We start from the raw sequence: 15,568 nt of genomic DNA on the forward strand, positions 1-15,568 counted from the left end.
CTATTATCGAATTACCATTATCTAAATTAACTTTAATTGATAGATTAGCAGATAATAATTTTTTACTCGATCTTCAACAAAATGGGTATGCGTTTTCAGTTGATTTAAATAGGCTGAAAGAAAAGTTTAACAAACCTACTCTTATACTATTAGGACGTCAAGATTCAAGTGTAGGTTATAAAAACGCATGGAGTATTTTAGACAACTATCCAAGAGCAACCTTTGCCGTATTGGATAAAGCAGGGCTTAATTTACAGATAGAACAGGTGGAGCTATTTAATTCATTAGTTACTGAATGGATTGTAAGAGTCAATGAGTCATAATATTATTAGATTACGCAGTAATTGAATGTACGATTTATTATAAAACCTTACATTGTTTTTTTTGTATATACTGTTGATTTATAAGGCTTGTTAAGCATTCAGTTAAATTTAACTAAGCAATTGTCTCTTTGAATGTATTGTTTTACATGGTATATTATAAATATAGTACATTCAAAAATGGGGATTAATACTTGTTTTATCTAATTTCATCTCAATGGTGGGAACTTTTATTAACTACGAGCCGAAATCAAATTACTTTTCACCTAATTTATACACATGATAGGTTCTTTAGTTGATCAACTCTTCTTAAATCTCGATTGCATCGCTCGTTTGACCACATCAAAAAAACTTAACGACTGAAGCATATGATTTGGCTCAACATATTTTCGAACAGCACGAAGTACTTTTTTTGCTTCTTTAGAAGAAAAAGTATAGGTAACATTTTTCTTCGTTTGGAACGCATATCGTGGAATCCACTTTCCTTTTAGCAATACGGACGCAATGACATAGTCAACCTCTTCCCAAGGAATTTGAATATATTTGCGAGAATCACGAGAACTATAAAACTCAAAACCTTTGTCGCCGATCATGACTTTTCCATAATCTGTAAACCCTGTAAAAGCTGTTGCATCAATTACTAGATCCACCTTTGTATTGAGTGATTGAACCATACGATCTACCTCTTTTCTATTTATACACGCATTTGTTTCTATTAATTAATAGTTATCTTTTAAAACTTCGTGGGAATTTTTGAATACCTTCAAAATATTTACCACGCTCTCCAGACAGAAACTGCCCTGCTTGTGCTAAATTAATAAATCATTGTACTTCTTGACTATAGTATATAATATACATTCTTAAGATGAAATAATCAAGTGCCGGCACAACCGTCAAAAACAGTTTTACTAGACATAAAATTAAATCATCTCCTGGGTCGATGCAATATTAACATAGAAGGTAATAAAAAAACCCAGGCCCAAAAGCCCAGGTTGAATAAAAAATATTACATTAAACCGATTAAGTGGAAAATAATACCGATTGCGAACAGCCCAAAAATAATTGTAATTGGAGATACTTTCTTCTTAAGCAACCACATACAAAGAAGTGTCAATGCTAATCCTGCAAGTCCAGGAATCAATGAATCCAAGTTATTTTGCAATGTTGTAACCTTAACATTAGTTAATGACAAACCAGCTGTTTGTTGCAACAGAGCTTCTTTAATACCATTCGATCCAGCAGGAAGTTTGCTCCAATCAATGTAGGCACCGGCAGCTAACTTAACGGATGATACTGTCGGTGTAAATATAACAGTTACCCATCGGTTAACTAATGATCCCAAAATGAACATACCAAGGATGGATGCTCCTTTTGTAACATCTTGTAGTAAACCACCCGATACATCATCGGTAATATGAGAGCCTGCTTTGTAACCAAACTCTTGTGTATACCACATAAATGACATACGGATGATATTCCAAGCGAAGAAAAAGATAATTGGTCCAAGTATGTTACCACTCATAGCAAGAGAAGCAGCTAATGCCCCTAAAATTGGCCTAACAGTAAACCAGAAAACTGGATCTCCGATACCAGCTAAAGGTCCCATCATACCAACTTTAACACCTTGAATAGTTACGTCATCGATTGGTAGACCATTTGCACGGTCTTCTTCTAAGGCTAATGTTACACCAATGACTGGTGAAGCTACATATGGGTGAGTGTTAAAGAACTCCAAGTGACGTTTCAATGCAGCTGAACGATCTTCTTTAGTCTTATATAATTTTTTGATTGCGGGAATCAATGCGTATGCCCAACCACCGTTTTGCATTCTTTCGTAGTTCCAAGAACCTTGAAGGAAAAATGAACGGAACCAAACAGAAATACGATCTTTTTTTGTTAATTTTAATTTATTTGCCATTTTCGTGTTCTCTCCCTTCTTAGTAAGTGTCAATAATATCGCCTAACGGATCACCAGTATTTGAGCTTCCACCATTACCTGAGCCGCCTTGTTTAGTAAGCTTTAAGTAAATAAGAGCCACACATACACCGATTGCACCTAGTCCGATAAGTGTAATTTCTGAAATAGTTGCTAACACAAAACCAATTGCAAAGAATGGCCATACTTCTTTTGTAGCCATCATGTTGATTACCATTGCATAACCGACAGCTACGACCATTCCACCACCGATTGCTAAACCACCTGTTAACCAAGTAGGCATAGCTTCAAGTAATGAACGAATCGGACCAGCACCAATTGCTAAGATCAAGGCTGCTGGAATTGCAATACGTACACCCTGCATACAAATAGCAATGATATGCCACATTTCAACTTTTCTGATATTTCCTTGATTAGCAGCAGCATCCATTAAATGTACAAACGCTGTAGCGATGGTACGACAAATAATTGTTAATAATAGCCCTGCAACTGCTAGCGGAACAGCAATAGCGATAGCTGAAGAAACTCCTGCTCTACCTTGGCCACCAAGAACTAGAATAATTGCAGATGCAACAGATGCTAACGCTGCATCTGGTGCTACGGCAGCACCGATATTTGCCCAACCTAAAGCAATCATTTGAAGAGTACCACCTAAGATTAGGCATGGTATTAAGTTACCTGTAACTAAGCCGATTAACGTACAAGCAATTACTGGTTGGTGGAATTGAAATTGATCCAAGATACCTTCCATACCAGCTAGAAATGCCACGATAACGACTAATATCATTTGGACAATATTTATATCCATGATTATTAATCCTCCTTTTTCATTTAAATAGTTAGATTATTTTAGTTTATTTAATTCCCCTTGTGCTTTTTTAAGAATTTCGGCCATATTTCCTTTTGAATCACTTGGAACTTTACGAACATCAAAATCCAATCCAGCTTGTTTAAGCTTATTGAAGGTATCAATATCTTCTTGATTGAAAGCAAGTACTTTGTTTGGTTGAACTTTACCCAGAGAGTGAGCCATAGAGCCAACATTGATTGTCTTCAAAGGTACTCCACCTTCTACCGCTCTAAGTACATCTTGTGGATTTTCAAAAAGAAGCAATGCACGTTGTCCGCCAAAATATTGATCATTTTTTGCAAGTTTAATCATTTGATTAATTGGAACAACATGAGCTTTAACACCCGGAGGAGCAGCCTGTTGGATCAATTTCTTACGAAGCTCATCTTTGGCTACTGCATCTGACACGACAATAATTCGTGTAGGTAGCACAGTTTTTGTCCAAGCAGTTGCTATTTGTCCATGAAGTAAACGAGAGTCAATACGAGCTAAAACATATTCGAATGATCCAGGTGCACCTGCATTAGATCGCCCAGCGGTCGTTGCAGAAGATTTACCATTATCTGCTGGTTCTAATTCTTCAGGCTTAACTTTAATTCCTTCTTTAGCTGTTTTTAAGATATAAGCCGCAATTTCCTGTGCGGATTCCATTGAAAAACGTGAAGAATAAGCTTCAATCACCATTGGTAGATTCATACCAGCTACGATTGCCCATTTGTCTTTGTGTTCTTCAAATAGACTACTCGCTTGGTTGAATGGTGTACCACCCCAAAGATCAACTAAGAATAAAACCTCATCTTGGTTGTCAAAGGATGCGATTGCATCTTTCATTTTTGCTTTAACATCATCAGGGCCTTCACTAGGCATCAACGTAACAGCTTGTACGTTTTCTTGTTCTCCGAAAATCATCGCACCAGATTGCAAGATGCCTTTAGCAAATTCTCCGTGACTAGCAAGAATAATTCCTACCATCTTTTATACCTCCTATTTTTTATTTGTTACAGTAAAATATATATATATAAAAGTTTTGAAAAACCTGTAACCAAAATTAATAATTATGATATATTTCAATTAATTTACGAATTGTAATGACATTTGATTTCACTCCAGGTGGAGATGCTTGTTTTAACAAAAATTTTTGGAGCTCATCACAAGCAACCATAACGATTACAACTAAAACCCATTCAATCTTAGTTGCTTTGGCCCATACGGTAGCTACTGGCCCGTGAATCAAGCAATCATCAATCCGATATCCATCACCATATAATAAGTACCTCCTATATGTTTTACCTATTGAATTTATTACTATTATTTCTAGTATATTCTTATATGCAATATTATACAAACAAATTTTTAATTTTTAATTCATAATGAACACTTGTTATACATGATATAAATATAAGTTTATTAATAGGATGAATAACTTATTTATCCTATTATGCCCTTGTTTTAAATATTTATAGCCCTATTAAGGGTAGCATACGCAAAAATGATATTTCGTACGTTAAGAAAAACATAGCCCTATAAATGTAATACAGTGGCAGTAATGGTTTGAAGGGTATAAGGGTGGAAGGATTGACTGTAGAAAGTGGAAATTGACTTTCTACAGTCTACATGTAATAATATACCTTTCCGCCTATGAAACATCACTCTTAAAAGTATTAGCTACTAAATTACAAGTTTCTATTGCATTAGGAGCATAAAGATCCGCGCCCATTTTTTTCCACAGTTCTTTATCCATATTAAATGGATACCCACCAACGAGTATTTTGATGTCTTTAAGTTCCTCAATATTTCTTACCTCTTCAATGATCTCTTTTACATTTTGTAAATTGAATATCATTGTTGCACTTAGACCTAATACATGTGGTTTCTGTTTTATAAGAAAACTTATCAAATCTCTTTTGGGTACATTTGCTCCTAAATAATATGTGTCCCACCCGTCTACCTCTAACATATCTGTTACCATTCTAATTCCAACTTCATGAATTTCCGCACTCACACAAACGGCAACAAATTTTAAACCATTTCTATTATTTTCAATTATTCTTGAATATAACTGAGCCATTATAAGCTGTGTAGTTGCTGTAAAATAGTGTTCCTCAGCTACAGTTATTTTATTTTTATGCCATAGGTTGCCTATTTCTTTTAAAGATGGTTCAAAAACATAAACATATATATCTTTAATTGGTATTCCTTTTTCCACCTCATTCATTATCAGTTTACTTGCTTTTATTCGTTCCATTTTTAAAAGCAAGTCTAAATATTCAACTGAAATATTATAACAAGCATTATTTTTATCAACGAAAGTTTTAGAAGATGTGTCTGTAGACAATAGATTTTTATTAGCAGCATCTATAAAACGGTTAACAATGATGACCATTTTTTTTGAAAGTTCAGGGTATAATATATCTTTTATACAATTTAAATTAACCACAATATGTTCTGCTCCACTATTTAAATCTTGAGTTGATGCCTTTGTCCATAAAATATAATCGTTAAAAAGTTCTAAACTATTTAAATTTATTGCTTCACAAAGATAACTAAGATGATATGAAATATCCTTTAGATATTTTTTGTAATTATCATCTATATATTCAAGCTTTAACTCCGGTTGATAAAAGAATTGCCTAGATAAGATTTTTTCTGCTAACTCTTTTTTATTGCTTGATATAAATCTATAAACTTCTTGATTAATATTTTTTAAACTATTATATGAATCCAAAATTTCATTAGTTTTATTTTTTATTCGTAAATCCTCAAAGGGTTTCAAAATATAATCGGTAGCACCTTCAAAAATTGCTTTAATAAGAATTTCACGATTATTATTAGCTGTTAAAATTATAATAGGTATATTTGGGTTTTTATTTCTTATTTTTCTAATCACTTGAAATCCATCTTCACCCTTTAATTTTATATCCATAATAATTAAATTCCCATTATATTTATTTTGTGAAAAAGCATTGAAAAACTCACTGGAATTAGATGCTTCAATAATATTTATATCATCTGTTTTAAAAAGTAATTGTAATCTCACTCTTACTGATTTAATATTATCTAATATAAAAATGAAAACTTTAGAAAGTTCCTTCATTTCTCACCATCCTTAAAAATCTAACAGTATTACATACTGCAGCAAAAATATTATTATAGACATATCAATTCGTGTACTGGAGTTTCTAACGCTTCTGATATTTTAGTTAATACATTTAAACTAGGATTACTTTTAGCTTCACCCTCTAAATAAGATATATACTGACCAGTTTTTCCAATTCTTCTGCCTAACTCTCTTTGGCTTATGTTTAACCTTTCTCTGTTTTTTTTTATGTTTTCACTTAACATTATTTCACCACCTAAATGTATTTAATATTATTATGGTATACAAAATAATATTTGTCAAATGTTACCATAAATATGGATGAGGTATACTATAGTTTATTGATACACTGAACCCAAATTGCATCATTAACAGCTCTTTGTATCAGCTATATATAAATTACTACCTAACTTCTTTACCAAATCCAAATAAATATGCTCATAATCATAAATCTTTTACAATATCCTTTTGTTATTTGTTGCCATGTGGTAAAATTTGTTAAAGGGTGGTGATAATTATGCCTGATAATAATGAAATAGCTCGTGACTTAACTGTGATATATCTTCAACACCGTTATAATAAGAATGTTTCCGATCAAGATTTAGTAAAAAAATACAAAGAAACATATGAAAAATTTAAAGTTCTACTTAATCCAGTATCTAAAGTTACATTTCTTGATCAAAATGCTTTATTTCACCGCTAGGATTAAACTTGACTATATTAATTAATATTAAACATAAACAAGGGTATATCCAACATGGATATACCCTTATATTTTGCTTCAATGTTTCGTCATATTCATATATTTCGTCTCAAATGATATCAATATTAAAGTAGTTAATATGCTAAGCAATAGGTTGAAATTATAATATCTTCTTTAGTACCACCGTGGTCTAAATGAATTACGACAGGCACTTTAGCCTCATACGCGATTCTCTTTATAGTCTCTGCAAATGCATCTGTTAAATATTCTATTTGTGTTGGATGAATTTCAAAAATTACTGGAGCATTCAGTTCTTCAGCCCCTCTATTACAGCTTTTAATATTTCTAAGCTTCATATATTAAAGGCTGGAACTGCAAATTGATTATTAAATAAAAGTTCTTTCATATTAATTAACATACTTCTTGCCCACTAATTATTATAATAGTTTATTCAAAGTCTATAATTATAGAAAATGATCCATTTACAACAAAGTATGCTTTCTTAGCTTCAATGTTTAGATAAATTTTTAGATCCTTAATCTCATCAAGTCTATATTTTTTGCACCATTCAAATTCAAATTTTTTTACTAAATGATCTTCCTCAATTTGTTTTCCTTCATATTGAATATAAATTTTTCTAGGTATAGTTATTGATTTAGTTTCTACTATAACTTTATGTATCATAATATCATCAGGTACATTTATATCCCAATTCAATTCATCATTTATCTCTCTTACAAAAGGTTTTGTTTGTTTAAGTTCTCTGTCAATAGCGGACTGTAAATCAGCTTGTGTAAATATTGAATTCTTAGCGTCTAAGATAGATTTTGAAGACTTATCAAGATACATTGTTTCTTTATCAATTATCATATGTTTTCCACCCCTCTTATTTATATATATTAACAAATAAGAGTTATAATGTAAACCATTAAATGCTAAAACAAAAACTATTAAGTAAATATAGGGAACAACAAATGTCGTGAGAAGAGGCTTTCACGACATTTGTTTAGCTTATACACCAATTTAAATATAATTTAAAACAATAAAAAACGAGCAAATATTAATAATTATTAATATAGCTCATTCTCAATAGGTTCTCTATTTTCTTCGCCCCATTCTGCCATAACTAATAATATAGGTATCAAAGTAGTTCCCTTTTCAGTTAATGAGTATTCGACTTTAGGTGGAATTTGACAGTATTCTTGTCTATAAATTAGTTTTGAGGATTGAAGGTCTTTTAATTGTTGACTAAGCATTTTATGTGTAATTGAAGGAATGGTTTTTTTAATTTCACCATATCGTAGTATATTATTTTTGTTTGCAACGACTCTCGGATTAGGTAGCTGTTGGGCTGGACTCTTTGAAATGTGTGCATTTGCTAATTATTATCCATTACTAGAATTGTTTAATATTCCTAAAAACAAGGTGTTAACAGGCGCAGTTATGGTTGGTTATCCCAAATATGGTTATAAGCGATTGGTAGATCGTAACCCATTAGATATTATTTGGGTTTAATTCATATACAAAATTATATATTTAAAACACAAATATCGTGAAAGAATAATTTCACGACATTTGTTGTATGCTCTTATGTAGCCTATAGACTCATAGTTGCTTTAATATATGCAATAACCTACTATTTAACTGCATAAAATGTGTCTAATTGAGAATATGCACTCTATTTATGCATTATTTTTCACTTTGCACATTACATTGAATATTTTAAAATAGCTGAAACTATTACATGTTGTTATACCTATAATAATTCATTACAGACATTTCTTCAAAACCACAAACTTTGTATAAATTAAGTGCAGTGTTGTTTTTACATTCCACATCCAATTCTACATCATTTATGTTTTCTTCATTAATTATACATAAAACTTCCATTAAAGCTCCTTTCCCATAACCTTTACCTCTAAAATCTGGCAATATTCCAAAACCACATACAAAGGCTGAGTTATCGCTGTATTCTATCTTAATTTTACCTATAATCGCTTTCTTTAATTCAATCATATATGTTATCACATTTATGATTTCCTCTTCCTCCGGCAAACTTTCACACTCTTCTGAACCATAGAAAAATATTGCATTTTGTCTCGCTATTTCCTTTCTATCTGGTTTCTCAGCTTTTCTTAAATTGATGGAATTTATGTTTTCTAAAGTAGTTTTGTTAAGTAACTTCATTCTATACTCTGAAAAATCATAGCTTCCGCTTACAACCTTTATAAACTCAATTCCCGATTTCGATTTACCATCTGATAATAGTAATATGTTATTAAAGTTTCTCTTCTGGCACTCCTCTGTTGCAAGTTCAAAAAGCTTTGTAAATAACCCTTTTCTACGAAAGTCTGGATGAGTCATACCGTTAATTTCACCATTATTACCTCCAAAGCTTGAAATACCAAGGTAGGACACTAAGACATCTTCTACATAATATAAATATTCATTGATTTTTTTTAAGCCTATATAGGCATTTTGGGACACACTTACCTTATAATCTAATTCCAATTTTAAATTGGTCTTGTCTTTCAAACTGCAAAGCAGCTCGAGTTGATTTATTTCTTTATACTCCTTTTTTGATGTGTATTGTTTTAAACAAATAGTTTGATTTAATATTTTTTCTGATATTTTAAAATCTCCTTTTTATATGAATACATTATTTGGATTATTATATTTCATTAGCCTTTCAATTAATATATAATCGATTTTAAAATCCCTCCTTAAGTCAAAATTCGGGCATAAAAATACCCTGAAATAGTTGACCTAACTACTCCAGGGTTGATAAACTTATTTTAACAATATTAATTCATAACAATTACAATAGTTACGAATCAAAACTATATTTAATAACTTTAACTTGAAATAGTTGCACACAATAATTTAATTACAAAGCTATTATTTATCTTAATCATGTTCAACCACTCCTTTCAAAATCTATATATATAAATATACCATATGTGTTTTATAATTACAATTTATTACCTAAGTAAAGTCACAAGAGGCATACAATATAACGATAATTAAATTGAATGCTATAGTAGAATAGTAAAATAAAAAAAGAAACATATATTTATATCATGTATAAAGCGATAGAATGCATAAAGTAGTGTATATTCTCAATTAGACACCAATAATAGCAATAATATAGTATTTAATTACATACATAAGAATAACATAATTCATGGTAGAAATAGTGTAATTAACTAAATATTTATGTCGTAATCGTAATTTCATATTACGAATATTATTCCGAGGTTAAAAAATAAATTGACTTAACTAATTTATTATGCTTATATTAATATATAAGTTAAAACTTATATAAAACTTAATATTTATTTAGTTTTCTAGGGTTCCGCTGTTTATGACTGGCTGGTCCGAGAGAAAACGCACAGTTATCTGTGTTCACGGAAGGATAAAAGCCTGGGAGATATTATAATAATATTTCTTTAGGCTTTTTTATTTTGCCCACTTTAAAATTATGCAACGAAATACTATTATAATTGATTGCAAATATTAGTTTAGGAGGGAGTAATTATGGAATGGTTTTATTTAGTGGTAGCTGGAATTTTTGAAGTAGTATGGGCAATCGAGTTAAAATATTCGCTAGGATTCACGAAAATACTACCCAGTTTATTAACCATTATAGGAATGTTTACAAGTTTCTATTTTTTATCATTATCACTAAAAAGTCTGCCACTTGGAACTGCATATGCAGTTTGGACTGGTATAGGAACTGTTGGTACAGTGGTCTTAGGCGTTATTTTGTTTAAAGAGCCAATTGGTATTATGCGTGTTATTTGTGTTGTATTAATTGTAGGTGGAATCATTGGCTTAAAACTGATAACAATAAAGTAGCAATTTATGTCAGCTTTATACTAATCAAATCAAGTGCTAGTTAAAAGGATTGTAGATGAAACCCAGAATAATACCTATTAATAAGGAGGAATTTTAGTGAAAAATTTTGTAATTGAAGATGATTTTTGGAGTTTATTCCCTAACGCAAAGATTGGGGTTGTTATTTGTCATGGAATAGATAACACCATAAGAAATGAAGAAGGATACCAGGATATGATTTTAAAATCTGAAAAAGAAGCTTTAAAATATTTGCAAAATGAAGAATTTAGCAATAACGAAGTAATAAAAATATGGAGAGAATCATTTCAAAAATTTAAAACCAAGAAAGGTGCTAGGTCATCTATAGAAGCATTATTAAAGCGAATTGATAAAGGAAATCATATTGGAAATATTAATCCGTTGGTTGACATATACAATTCAATTTCATTAAGATACGCTTTACCCTGCGGTGGTGAGGATATAGACAAATTTAACGGCGATATAAGATTAACAAAAGCAATTGGAGATGAAGACTTTGTTCCACTTGGAACAGATAAAAATTCACCCCCTTATGAAGGAGAAATTGTATATAAAGACAATGCTGGAGCGATTTGCAGATGCTGGAATTGGCGAGAATCATTAAGAACCATGTTAACTGAAAAGACAAATAATGCTTTTTTATGTATTGAATTGACTGATGAAAAAAGACAAGTGGAATTTGAGGATGCTTTAAAAGAATTAGAAAAATTAGTAAAAAGTAATTTAGGAGGAGAAACTCAGATTTCAATTTTAGATGCAAATAATAAGAATGTGCAAATTGATTAGATTATACAAGGAGGTTTTTAAATGAGTAATTTTAGTTATAAGGATATTTATATTGAGGATGGTAAGCGGGTTCTTGAGATGAATATATTGCCCGAAAAGTATTGCAACTTTGATTGCATATTTTGCCCTATTGGAAGGTCACACAACAAAATAGACACACAACAAACATTTTCGGATATTTCTGAATCATTAAATGAACTGGAACATAAATTAGTGAATAATGAAGCTGATTTAGTATTTATAAACTCTAAAGGAGAAGCTCTAGTTAATGATAAAATTGAAAGTGTAATTAATTTAGTAAAAAGTAAAGGATTGACAGTAAGATTACTTTCAAATGGGTATATATTGGGTAGGGTTGAGTACATGAAAATAGCCAATAAATGTGATGAGGTAATTGGAGAAATAAAAGCTATTACGGAAAAGGATTTTCAAAAGGTTCAACGCCCTATTGAGGGTTATACCTTCCATGAGTATATATCAAGTATGATCTCTTTCAATAAACAATACAAAGGTAAGTTTATATTAGAGATAACAATTCTCAAGGGATATAATGACAGCGAAGAAGCCATTTACAGGTTGAAAAATATTATTGATGAACTATCACCAGACAAGATAATTATTGAAAGAATGAACGATGACAGATTTAAAGAGAAACTCGGAATAAGTGATGAAAAATTTCATGTGATTTCAAAGGCATTACTTGATAAGTAGCATGACATTATACATTCTTAATGGTATATAAGTTAATTCAGAATATTCTTATATGTCTACACAATTCTCCCCATATCATTAGCTGTGGGGGCAGTATATTAAATATGTTAATATCTTCAAATGTCGTGAAAGTCTGTTTTCACGACATTTGATTATTTTCCTGTATTTACTTAATAGTTTTTGTTTTAGCATTTAAACTTAAACAAACAAAACCTTTTGTTCTTTCCTTTTATCTTTTATAGCTTCTACAGTCATATATTAACCCCCATTTTTGAATGTACTATATTTATCATATACCATATAAAACAATACATTCAAAGAGACAATTGCTTAGTTAAATTTAACTGAATGCTTAACAAGCCTTATAACTCAACAGTTTATACAAAAAACCGAATGTAAGGTTTTATATTAAATCGTACATTCAATTACTGCGTAATCTAAGAATATTATGAATCATTGACTCTTACAATCCATTCAGTAACTAATGAATTAAATAGCTCCACCTGTTCTATCTGTAAATTATGCCCTGCTTTATCCAATACGGCAAAAGTTGCTCTTGGATAGTTGTCTAAAATACTCCATGCGTCTTTATAACCTACACTTGAGTCTTGACGTCCTAATAGTATAAGAGTAGGTTTGTTAAACTTTTCTTTCAGCCTATTTAAATCAACTGAAAACGCATACCCATTTTGTTGAAGATTGAGTAAAAAATTATTATCTGCTAATCTTATGCCAGATAAAATTTCATCTCTATATCTAGCCCAAATTTTTTTACTTTGCACTACTTGTATCGAAGTAAAACCTTCTGCCTCGGATGGTTCAAGTTGTGATAATAATTTCTCATCCCTCTTTAAAATAATATGTGATGGAATACTGCGTTTCTTAAAGTCCATTATAATAGAAGGACATAAGAGGAATAGTCCGTCGACTCTATTTGCGATTCTATGTACTATTCCTCTTGCTAAATATCCTCCGTAGGATTCACCTGCAAGTAAAAAGTTTTCATTTGGAATGATTTTTTCAATAAAATCAATTACAATATCTAGCATTACATCTGAATTTGTAATCCAATTTTCCACCTTGGTTTTCCCCATCCCTGGTAAGTCAATATATATCCTTTTATATCCACCTCTATTGTTAAATAAAGGTTCCATACATCCTGTCATTAATCTATGGTCTACGTGAGATCCATGTATCATAATAATTGGTTTTCCACTACCTATTACTTCATAATATATAGATATATTTTTCATCTTACATTCCATGCTTTTTTTCCTTTCATCAAATACACATTCTATTACAATTAAGAAATGATTTATTTACTTAATTATACTATTAATAATGTAAATTCTATATAAAGTAGTTCCGTTTAATTATAAACCCGTATAAAATACGGTATTCTGTGCATACTAAAAATATAATACATAGATAAAAAAGGAAAAGGTGATAAAAATGAGCACAACAAAACAATATGAGGTTTGTTTTACAGAAAATAATCAGGAACAATGGTTCACAGATTATATTATTAATATTGAAACAGCAAGAATTGCAGCAAAAAGCTTTGAAAGAAGTAATGAAAAAAGTAATGTTAGAATTTTAGAAATGTCTAATTTTGATAGAACAATAAAGTTTATTCTATAAATTGCATATTAAACAGTAGTAATGAAAAGGAGTTTTAGAAATGACAGGAAAAATTTATACAGAATTACGTATTCCACATAAAAGCCAAAAAGAGAAATTAAAGTTTGAACTCAAATTAAATAAAGTATTAAAGGAACAGTGCTATAACAGTAGAATTGAGTGGATTAGAGAAAAGTATAGAGAATTAATAAAATAAAAAATAAGCTCTGAAAATTAAATAGATAACATTTTTCAATGAACTCTAATAATAGTAAGAACCTACACTATTACGGATAAACTTCAAGTTTGAAACAAATAAATTAAGATACAGATAATATTAAGATTAGGAGAAAAATCAATAGATAAAGGATGGTTAAAAATGTATAAACATGAAATATTATTTCAAGATTATTTAGAGTTAAGAAGTAAACAGTCGAAAGAGCATATTGCAGGGTTTCAAAAATATAATGAGCCTGATAGAGATATATCAATTAAAGTTAATTTAGATAATGGTAATTCAATAATAGTTTATTATAATGGCGACAATATTGACTGTAAAACAGAGGTTTACCCTTTGTCTCACTTCTAGATTTTATATTTGACTATAAGCTTTGACACCTTTGTATAGCTTTATTGTAGATTATTATTTTACATCGTCAATACCTTTAATTAATTTAATTAGCGACCTCTCACTCCAACGTATATACCGTTCGGTACACGGCGGTTCAATAGAAATTAATGTTTTAATAAATATATTTCAGATATAGAAACTAACATTTGTTAGTTAATGGTTTGGATAATATAAGGCTTTATTATTTAAATTTAATATATAATATATGTCACTTTAAATGAATTTAGGTAATGATGTAGAGTTGTAACTATAAATTATCATAGAAGGTAAAATGACTTATTTAAAATAGAATGCCTTTAATTAAAAAGGAGAAAAACCATCTAGCACTCAGATGGTTTTTTTGGTTCTTACAATTATGTTATGTTGAATGTAAAGTTTAACATTTGAAGAATAACTTAACTCATTAGTATATCCATAAGATATCAATTAAAGTATAAAAAAGAGCAAGATTATTATTTTGCTTTAGTTCTTATTTTTTTATTACATCTTTAATAGCATCTGTACGTTCATTAAATTTTTTTGTTTCTTCTAAAGTACTATAATTAATGTTACTATCCATATTAGACATACCATCGTCCTTGGCAGCCATAGCTTGTTCGTTACTTTGAACTTTTAATGAACCAACAGTAAAACTATTGTTTTCACCACTTGATTGTAACGTCGCACCAGTACTGCTGCTGTTTACACTAGCATTTTCTGAGTGCTTATTTGATTTTTCTGAATTATTTTTATTCATTGGAATTCTCCCTTCAAATATATAATCGCACTATATGTATTCAGTGCATTATTTAGTTTGCCCATTTTATATAAAATAAAACAAGTGATAAATATAAATGCGCTTTTACTCATTTGTAAGTTTGAATGTAACTAAGTGTACCTTTTATAACTATTTCAAGTTTGTTTATACTGACCATGAAAGGAGATTAATCATGGATAAAAATCTAATGATGCTATTATAATAACTTCAATTATATTGGCTGTGATGTTGGATAATATATTTCTTTAAAGGACAATATATTATGGAACAAAATTATTATT

20 protein-coding genes, 1 pseudogene and 1 riboswitch are annotated in these 15,568 nt (G+C 30.1%); of the genes and pseudogenes, 8 read left to right on the forward strand and 13 right to left on the reverse strand.

From position 1 onward, the window contains the following. Positions 1–619 precede the first annotated feature (619 nt). The 7 genes from LGK95_RS13365 to LGK95_RS13395 form a co-directional block, all read right to left on the reverse strand. Entirely contained in the window at positions 620–994 is a 375-nt protein-coding gene (locus LGK95_RS13365; protein WP_226125290.1) for a DUF956 family protein, read from the reverse strand. Positions 995–1,326: 332 nt separating this feature from the next. Beyond that, positions 1,327–2,238 carry a PTS system mannose/fructose/sorbose family transporter subunit IID gene (locus tag LGK95_RS13370; RefSeq protein WP_226125291.1) on the reverse strand — a complete coding sequence of 304 codons (912 nt, stop codon included), beginning with the start codon at positions 2,236–2,238 and terminating at the stop codon, positions 1,327–1,329. A gap of 19 nt (positions 2,239–2,257) precedes the next feature. Next, positions 2,258–3,064: a PTS mannose/fructose/sorbose transporter subunit IIC gene (locus tag LGK95_RS13375; RefSeq protein WP_226125292.1), complete on the reverse strand. Its 807-nt coding sequence runs from the start codon at positions 3,062–3,064 to the stop codon at positions 2,258–2,260. A gap of 36 nt (positions 3,065–3,100) precedes the next feature. Continuing rightward, positions 3,101–4,078, reverse strand: coding sequence for a mannose/fructose/sorbose PTS transporter subunit IIA (locus LGK95_RS13380; RefSeq protein WP_226125293.1), 978 nt, complete (start codon positions 4,076–4,078; stop codon positions 3,101–3,103). Positions 4,079–4,154: 76 nt separating this feature from the next. Further along, complete coding sequence (locus LGK95_RS13385; protein ID WP_226125294.1) at positions 4,155–4,451, reverse strand: PTS sugar transporter subunit IIB; 297 nt, start codon at positions 4,449–4,451, stop codon at positions 4,155–4,157. 291 nt (positions 4,452–4,742) lie between these two features. Next, positions 4,743–6,200 (reverse strand): cobalamin-dependent protein, encoded by a 1,458-nt coding sequence (locus LGK95_RS13390; protein WP_226125295.1) that lies wholly within the window; start codon positions 6,198–6,200, stop codon positions 4,743–4,745. Positions 6,201–6,253: 53 nt separating this feature from the next. After that, positions 6,254–6,448: a helix-turn-helix domain-containing protein gene (locus tag LGK95_RS13395; RefSeq protein ID WP_226125296.1), complete on the reverse strand. Its 195-nt coding sequence runs from the start codon at positions 6,446–6,448 to the stop codon at positions 6,254–6,256. A gap of 272 nt (positions 6,449–6,720) precedes the next feature. Between LGK95_RS13395 and LGK95_RS13400 the strand changes: the two genes are divergently transcribed. Next, positions 6,721–6,906, forward strand: a complete 186-nt coding sequence (locus LGK95_RS13400; protein ID WP_226125297.1) for a hypothetical protein — start codon at positions 6,721–6,723, stop codon at positions 6,904–6,906. Positions 6,907–7,040: 134 nt separating this feature from the next. Here LGK95_RS13400 and LGK95_RS13405 read toward each other — a convergent pair whose 3' ends face one another. From LGK95_RS13405 to LGK95_RS13415, 3 genes are all read right to left on the reverse strand, one after another. Beyond that, positions 7,041–7,262 carry a class II fructose-bisphosphate aldolase gene (locus LGK95_RS13405; RefSeq protein WP_226125298.1) on the reverse strand — a complete coding sequence of 74 codons (222 nt, stop codon included), beginning with the start codon at positions 7,260–7,262 and terminating at the stop codon, positions 7,041–7,043. Between the two features lie 91 nt (positions 7,263–7,353). Then, positions 7,354–7,776: a DUF6465 family protein gene (locus LGK95_RS13410; RefSeq protein ID WP_226125299.1), complete on the reverse strand. Its 423-nt coding sequence runs from the start codon at positions 7,774–7,776 to the stop codon at positions 7,354–7,356. Positions 7,777–7,976: 200 nt separating this feature from the next. Then, complete coding sequence (locus LGK95_RS13415) at positions 7,977–8,162, reverse strand: winged helix-turn-helix transcriptional regulator (RefSeq protein WP_404814456.1); 186 nt, start codon at positions 8,160–8,162, stop codon at positions 7,977–7,979. A 46-nt stretch (positions 8,163–8,208) separates the two neighbouring features. Here LGK95_RS13415 and LGK95_RS13420 point away from each other — a divergent pair. After that, positions 8,209–8,421 (forward strand): annotated as a pseudogene (locus tag LGK95_RS13420) (nitroreductase family protein); the annotation flags it as partial. A 225-nt stretch (positions 8,422–8,646) separates the two neighbouring features. Here the strand turns inward: LGK95_RS13420 and LGK95_RS13425 are convergent. Next, positions 8,647–9,417, reverse strand: a complete 771-nt coding sequence (locus LGK95_RS13425; RefSeq protein WP_226125300.1) for a GNAT family N-acetyltransferase — start codon at positions 9,415–9,417, stop codon at positions 8,647–8,649. A gap of 825 nt (positions 9,418–10,242) precedes the next feature. Beyond that, positions 10,243–10,338, forward strand: a riboswitch (guanidine-I (ykkC/yxkD leader). Positions 10,339–10,443: 105 nt separating this feature from the next. On the opposite strand from LGK95_RS13425, the gene LGK95_RS13430 reads away from it, so the two are divergent. The 3 genes from LGK95_RS13430 (at position 10,444) to LGK95_RS13440 (ending at position 12,279) form a co-directional block, all read left to right on the forward strand. Beyond that, positions 10,444–10,764, forward strand: coding sequence for a DMT family transporter (locus LGK95_RS13430; protein WP_226125301.1), 321 nt, complete (start codon positions 10,444–10,446; stop codon positions 10,762–10,764). 96 nt (positions 10,765–10,860) lie between these two features. Further along, a complete protein-coding gene (locus LGK95_RS13435; protein ID WP_226125302.1) occupies positions 10,861–11,568 on the forward strand; it encodes a B3/B4 domain-containing protein in 708 nt (235 codons plus the stop codon). A 21-nt stretch (positions 11,569–11,589) separates the two neighbouring features. Continuing rightward, entirely contained in the window at positions 11,590–12,279 is a 690-nt protein-coding gene (locus LGK95_RS13440) for a radical SAM protein (protein ID WP_226125303.1), read from the forward strand. 446 nt (positions 12,280–12,725) lie between these two features. On the opposite strand, the gene LGK95_RS13445 is transcribed toward LGK95_RS13440, so the two are convergent. Continuing rightward, positions 12,726–13,544, reverse strand: a complete 819-nt coding sequence (locus LGK95_RS13445) for an alpha/beta fold hydrolase (protein ID WP_226125304.1) — start codon at positions 13,542–13,544, stop codon at positions 12,726–12,728. 187 nt (positions 13,545–13,731) lie between these two features. Between LGK95_RS13445 and LGK95_RS13450 the strand changes: the two genes are divergently transcribed. The 3 genes from LGK95_RS13450 (at position 13,732) to LGK95_RS13460 (ending at position 14,488) form a co-directional block, all read left to right on the forward strand. Then, entirely contained in the window at positions 13,732–13,920 is a 189-nt protein-coding gene (locus LGK95_RS13450) for a hypothetical protein (RefSeq protein ID WP_226125305.1), read from the forward strand. Between the two features lie 40 nt (positions 13,921–13,960). Further along, complete coding sequence (locus tag LGK95_RS13455) at positions 13,961–14,116, forward strand: hypothetical protein (protein ID WP_226125306.1); 156 nt, start codon at positions 13,961–13,963, stop codon at positions 14,114–14,116. Positions 14,117–14,278: 162 nt separating this feature from the next. Continuing rightward, positions 14,279–14,488 (forward strand): hypothetical protein, encoded by a 210-nt coding sequence (locus LGK95_RS13460; RefSeq protein ID WP_226125307.1) that lies wholly within the window; start codon positions 14,279–14,281, stop codon positions 14,486–14,488. A gap of 511 nt (positions 14,489–14,999) precedes the next feature. On the opposite strand, the gene LGK95_RS13465 is transcribed toward LGK95_RS13460, so the two are convergent. After that, the gene (locus tag LGK95_RS13465; protein WP_226125308.1) at positions 15,000–15,266 is read right to left on the reverse strand and encodes a hypothetical protein; all 267 of its coding nucleotides are present in this window, start codon (positions 15,264–15,266) and stop codon (positions 15,000–15,002) included. Positions 15,267–15,568 lie beyond the last annotated feature (302 nt).

Origin of the sequence: Clostridium algoriphilum (assembly GCF_020443705.1) — a bacterium.
Classification (GTDB): Bacteria; Bacillota; Clostridia; order Clostridiales; family Clostridiaceae; genus Clostridium_AD; species Clostridium_AD algoriphilum.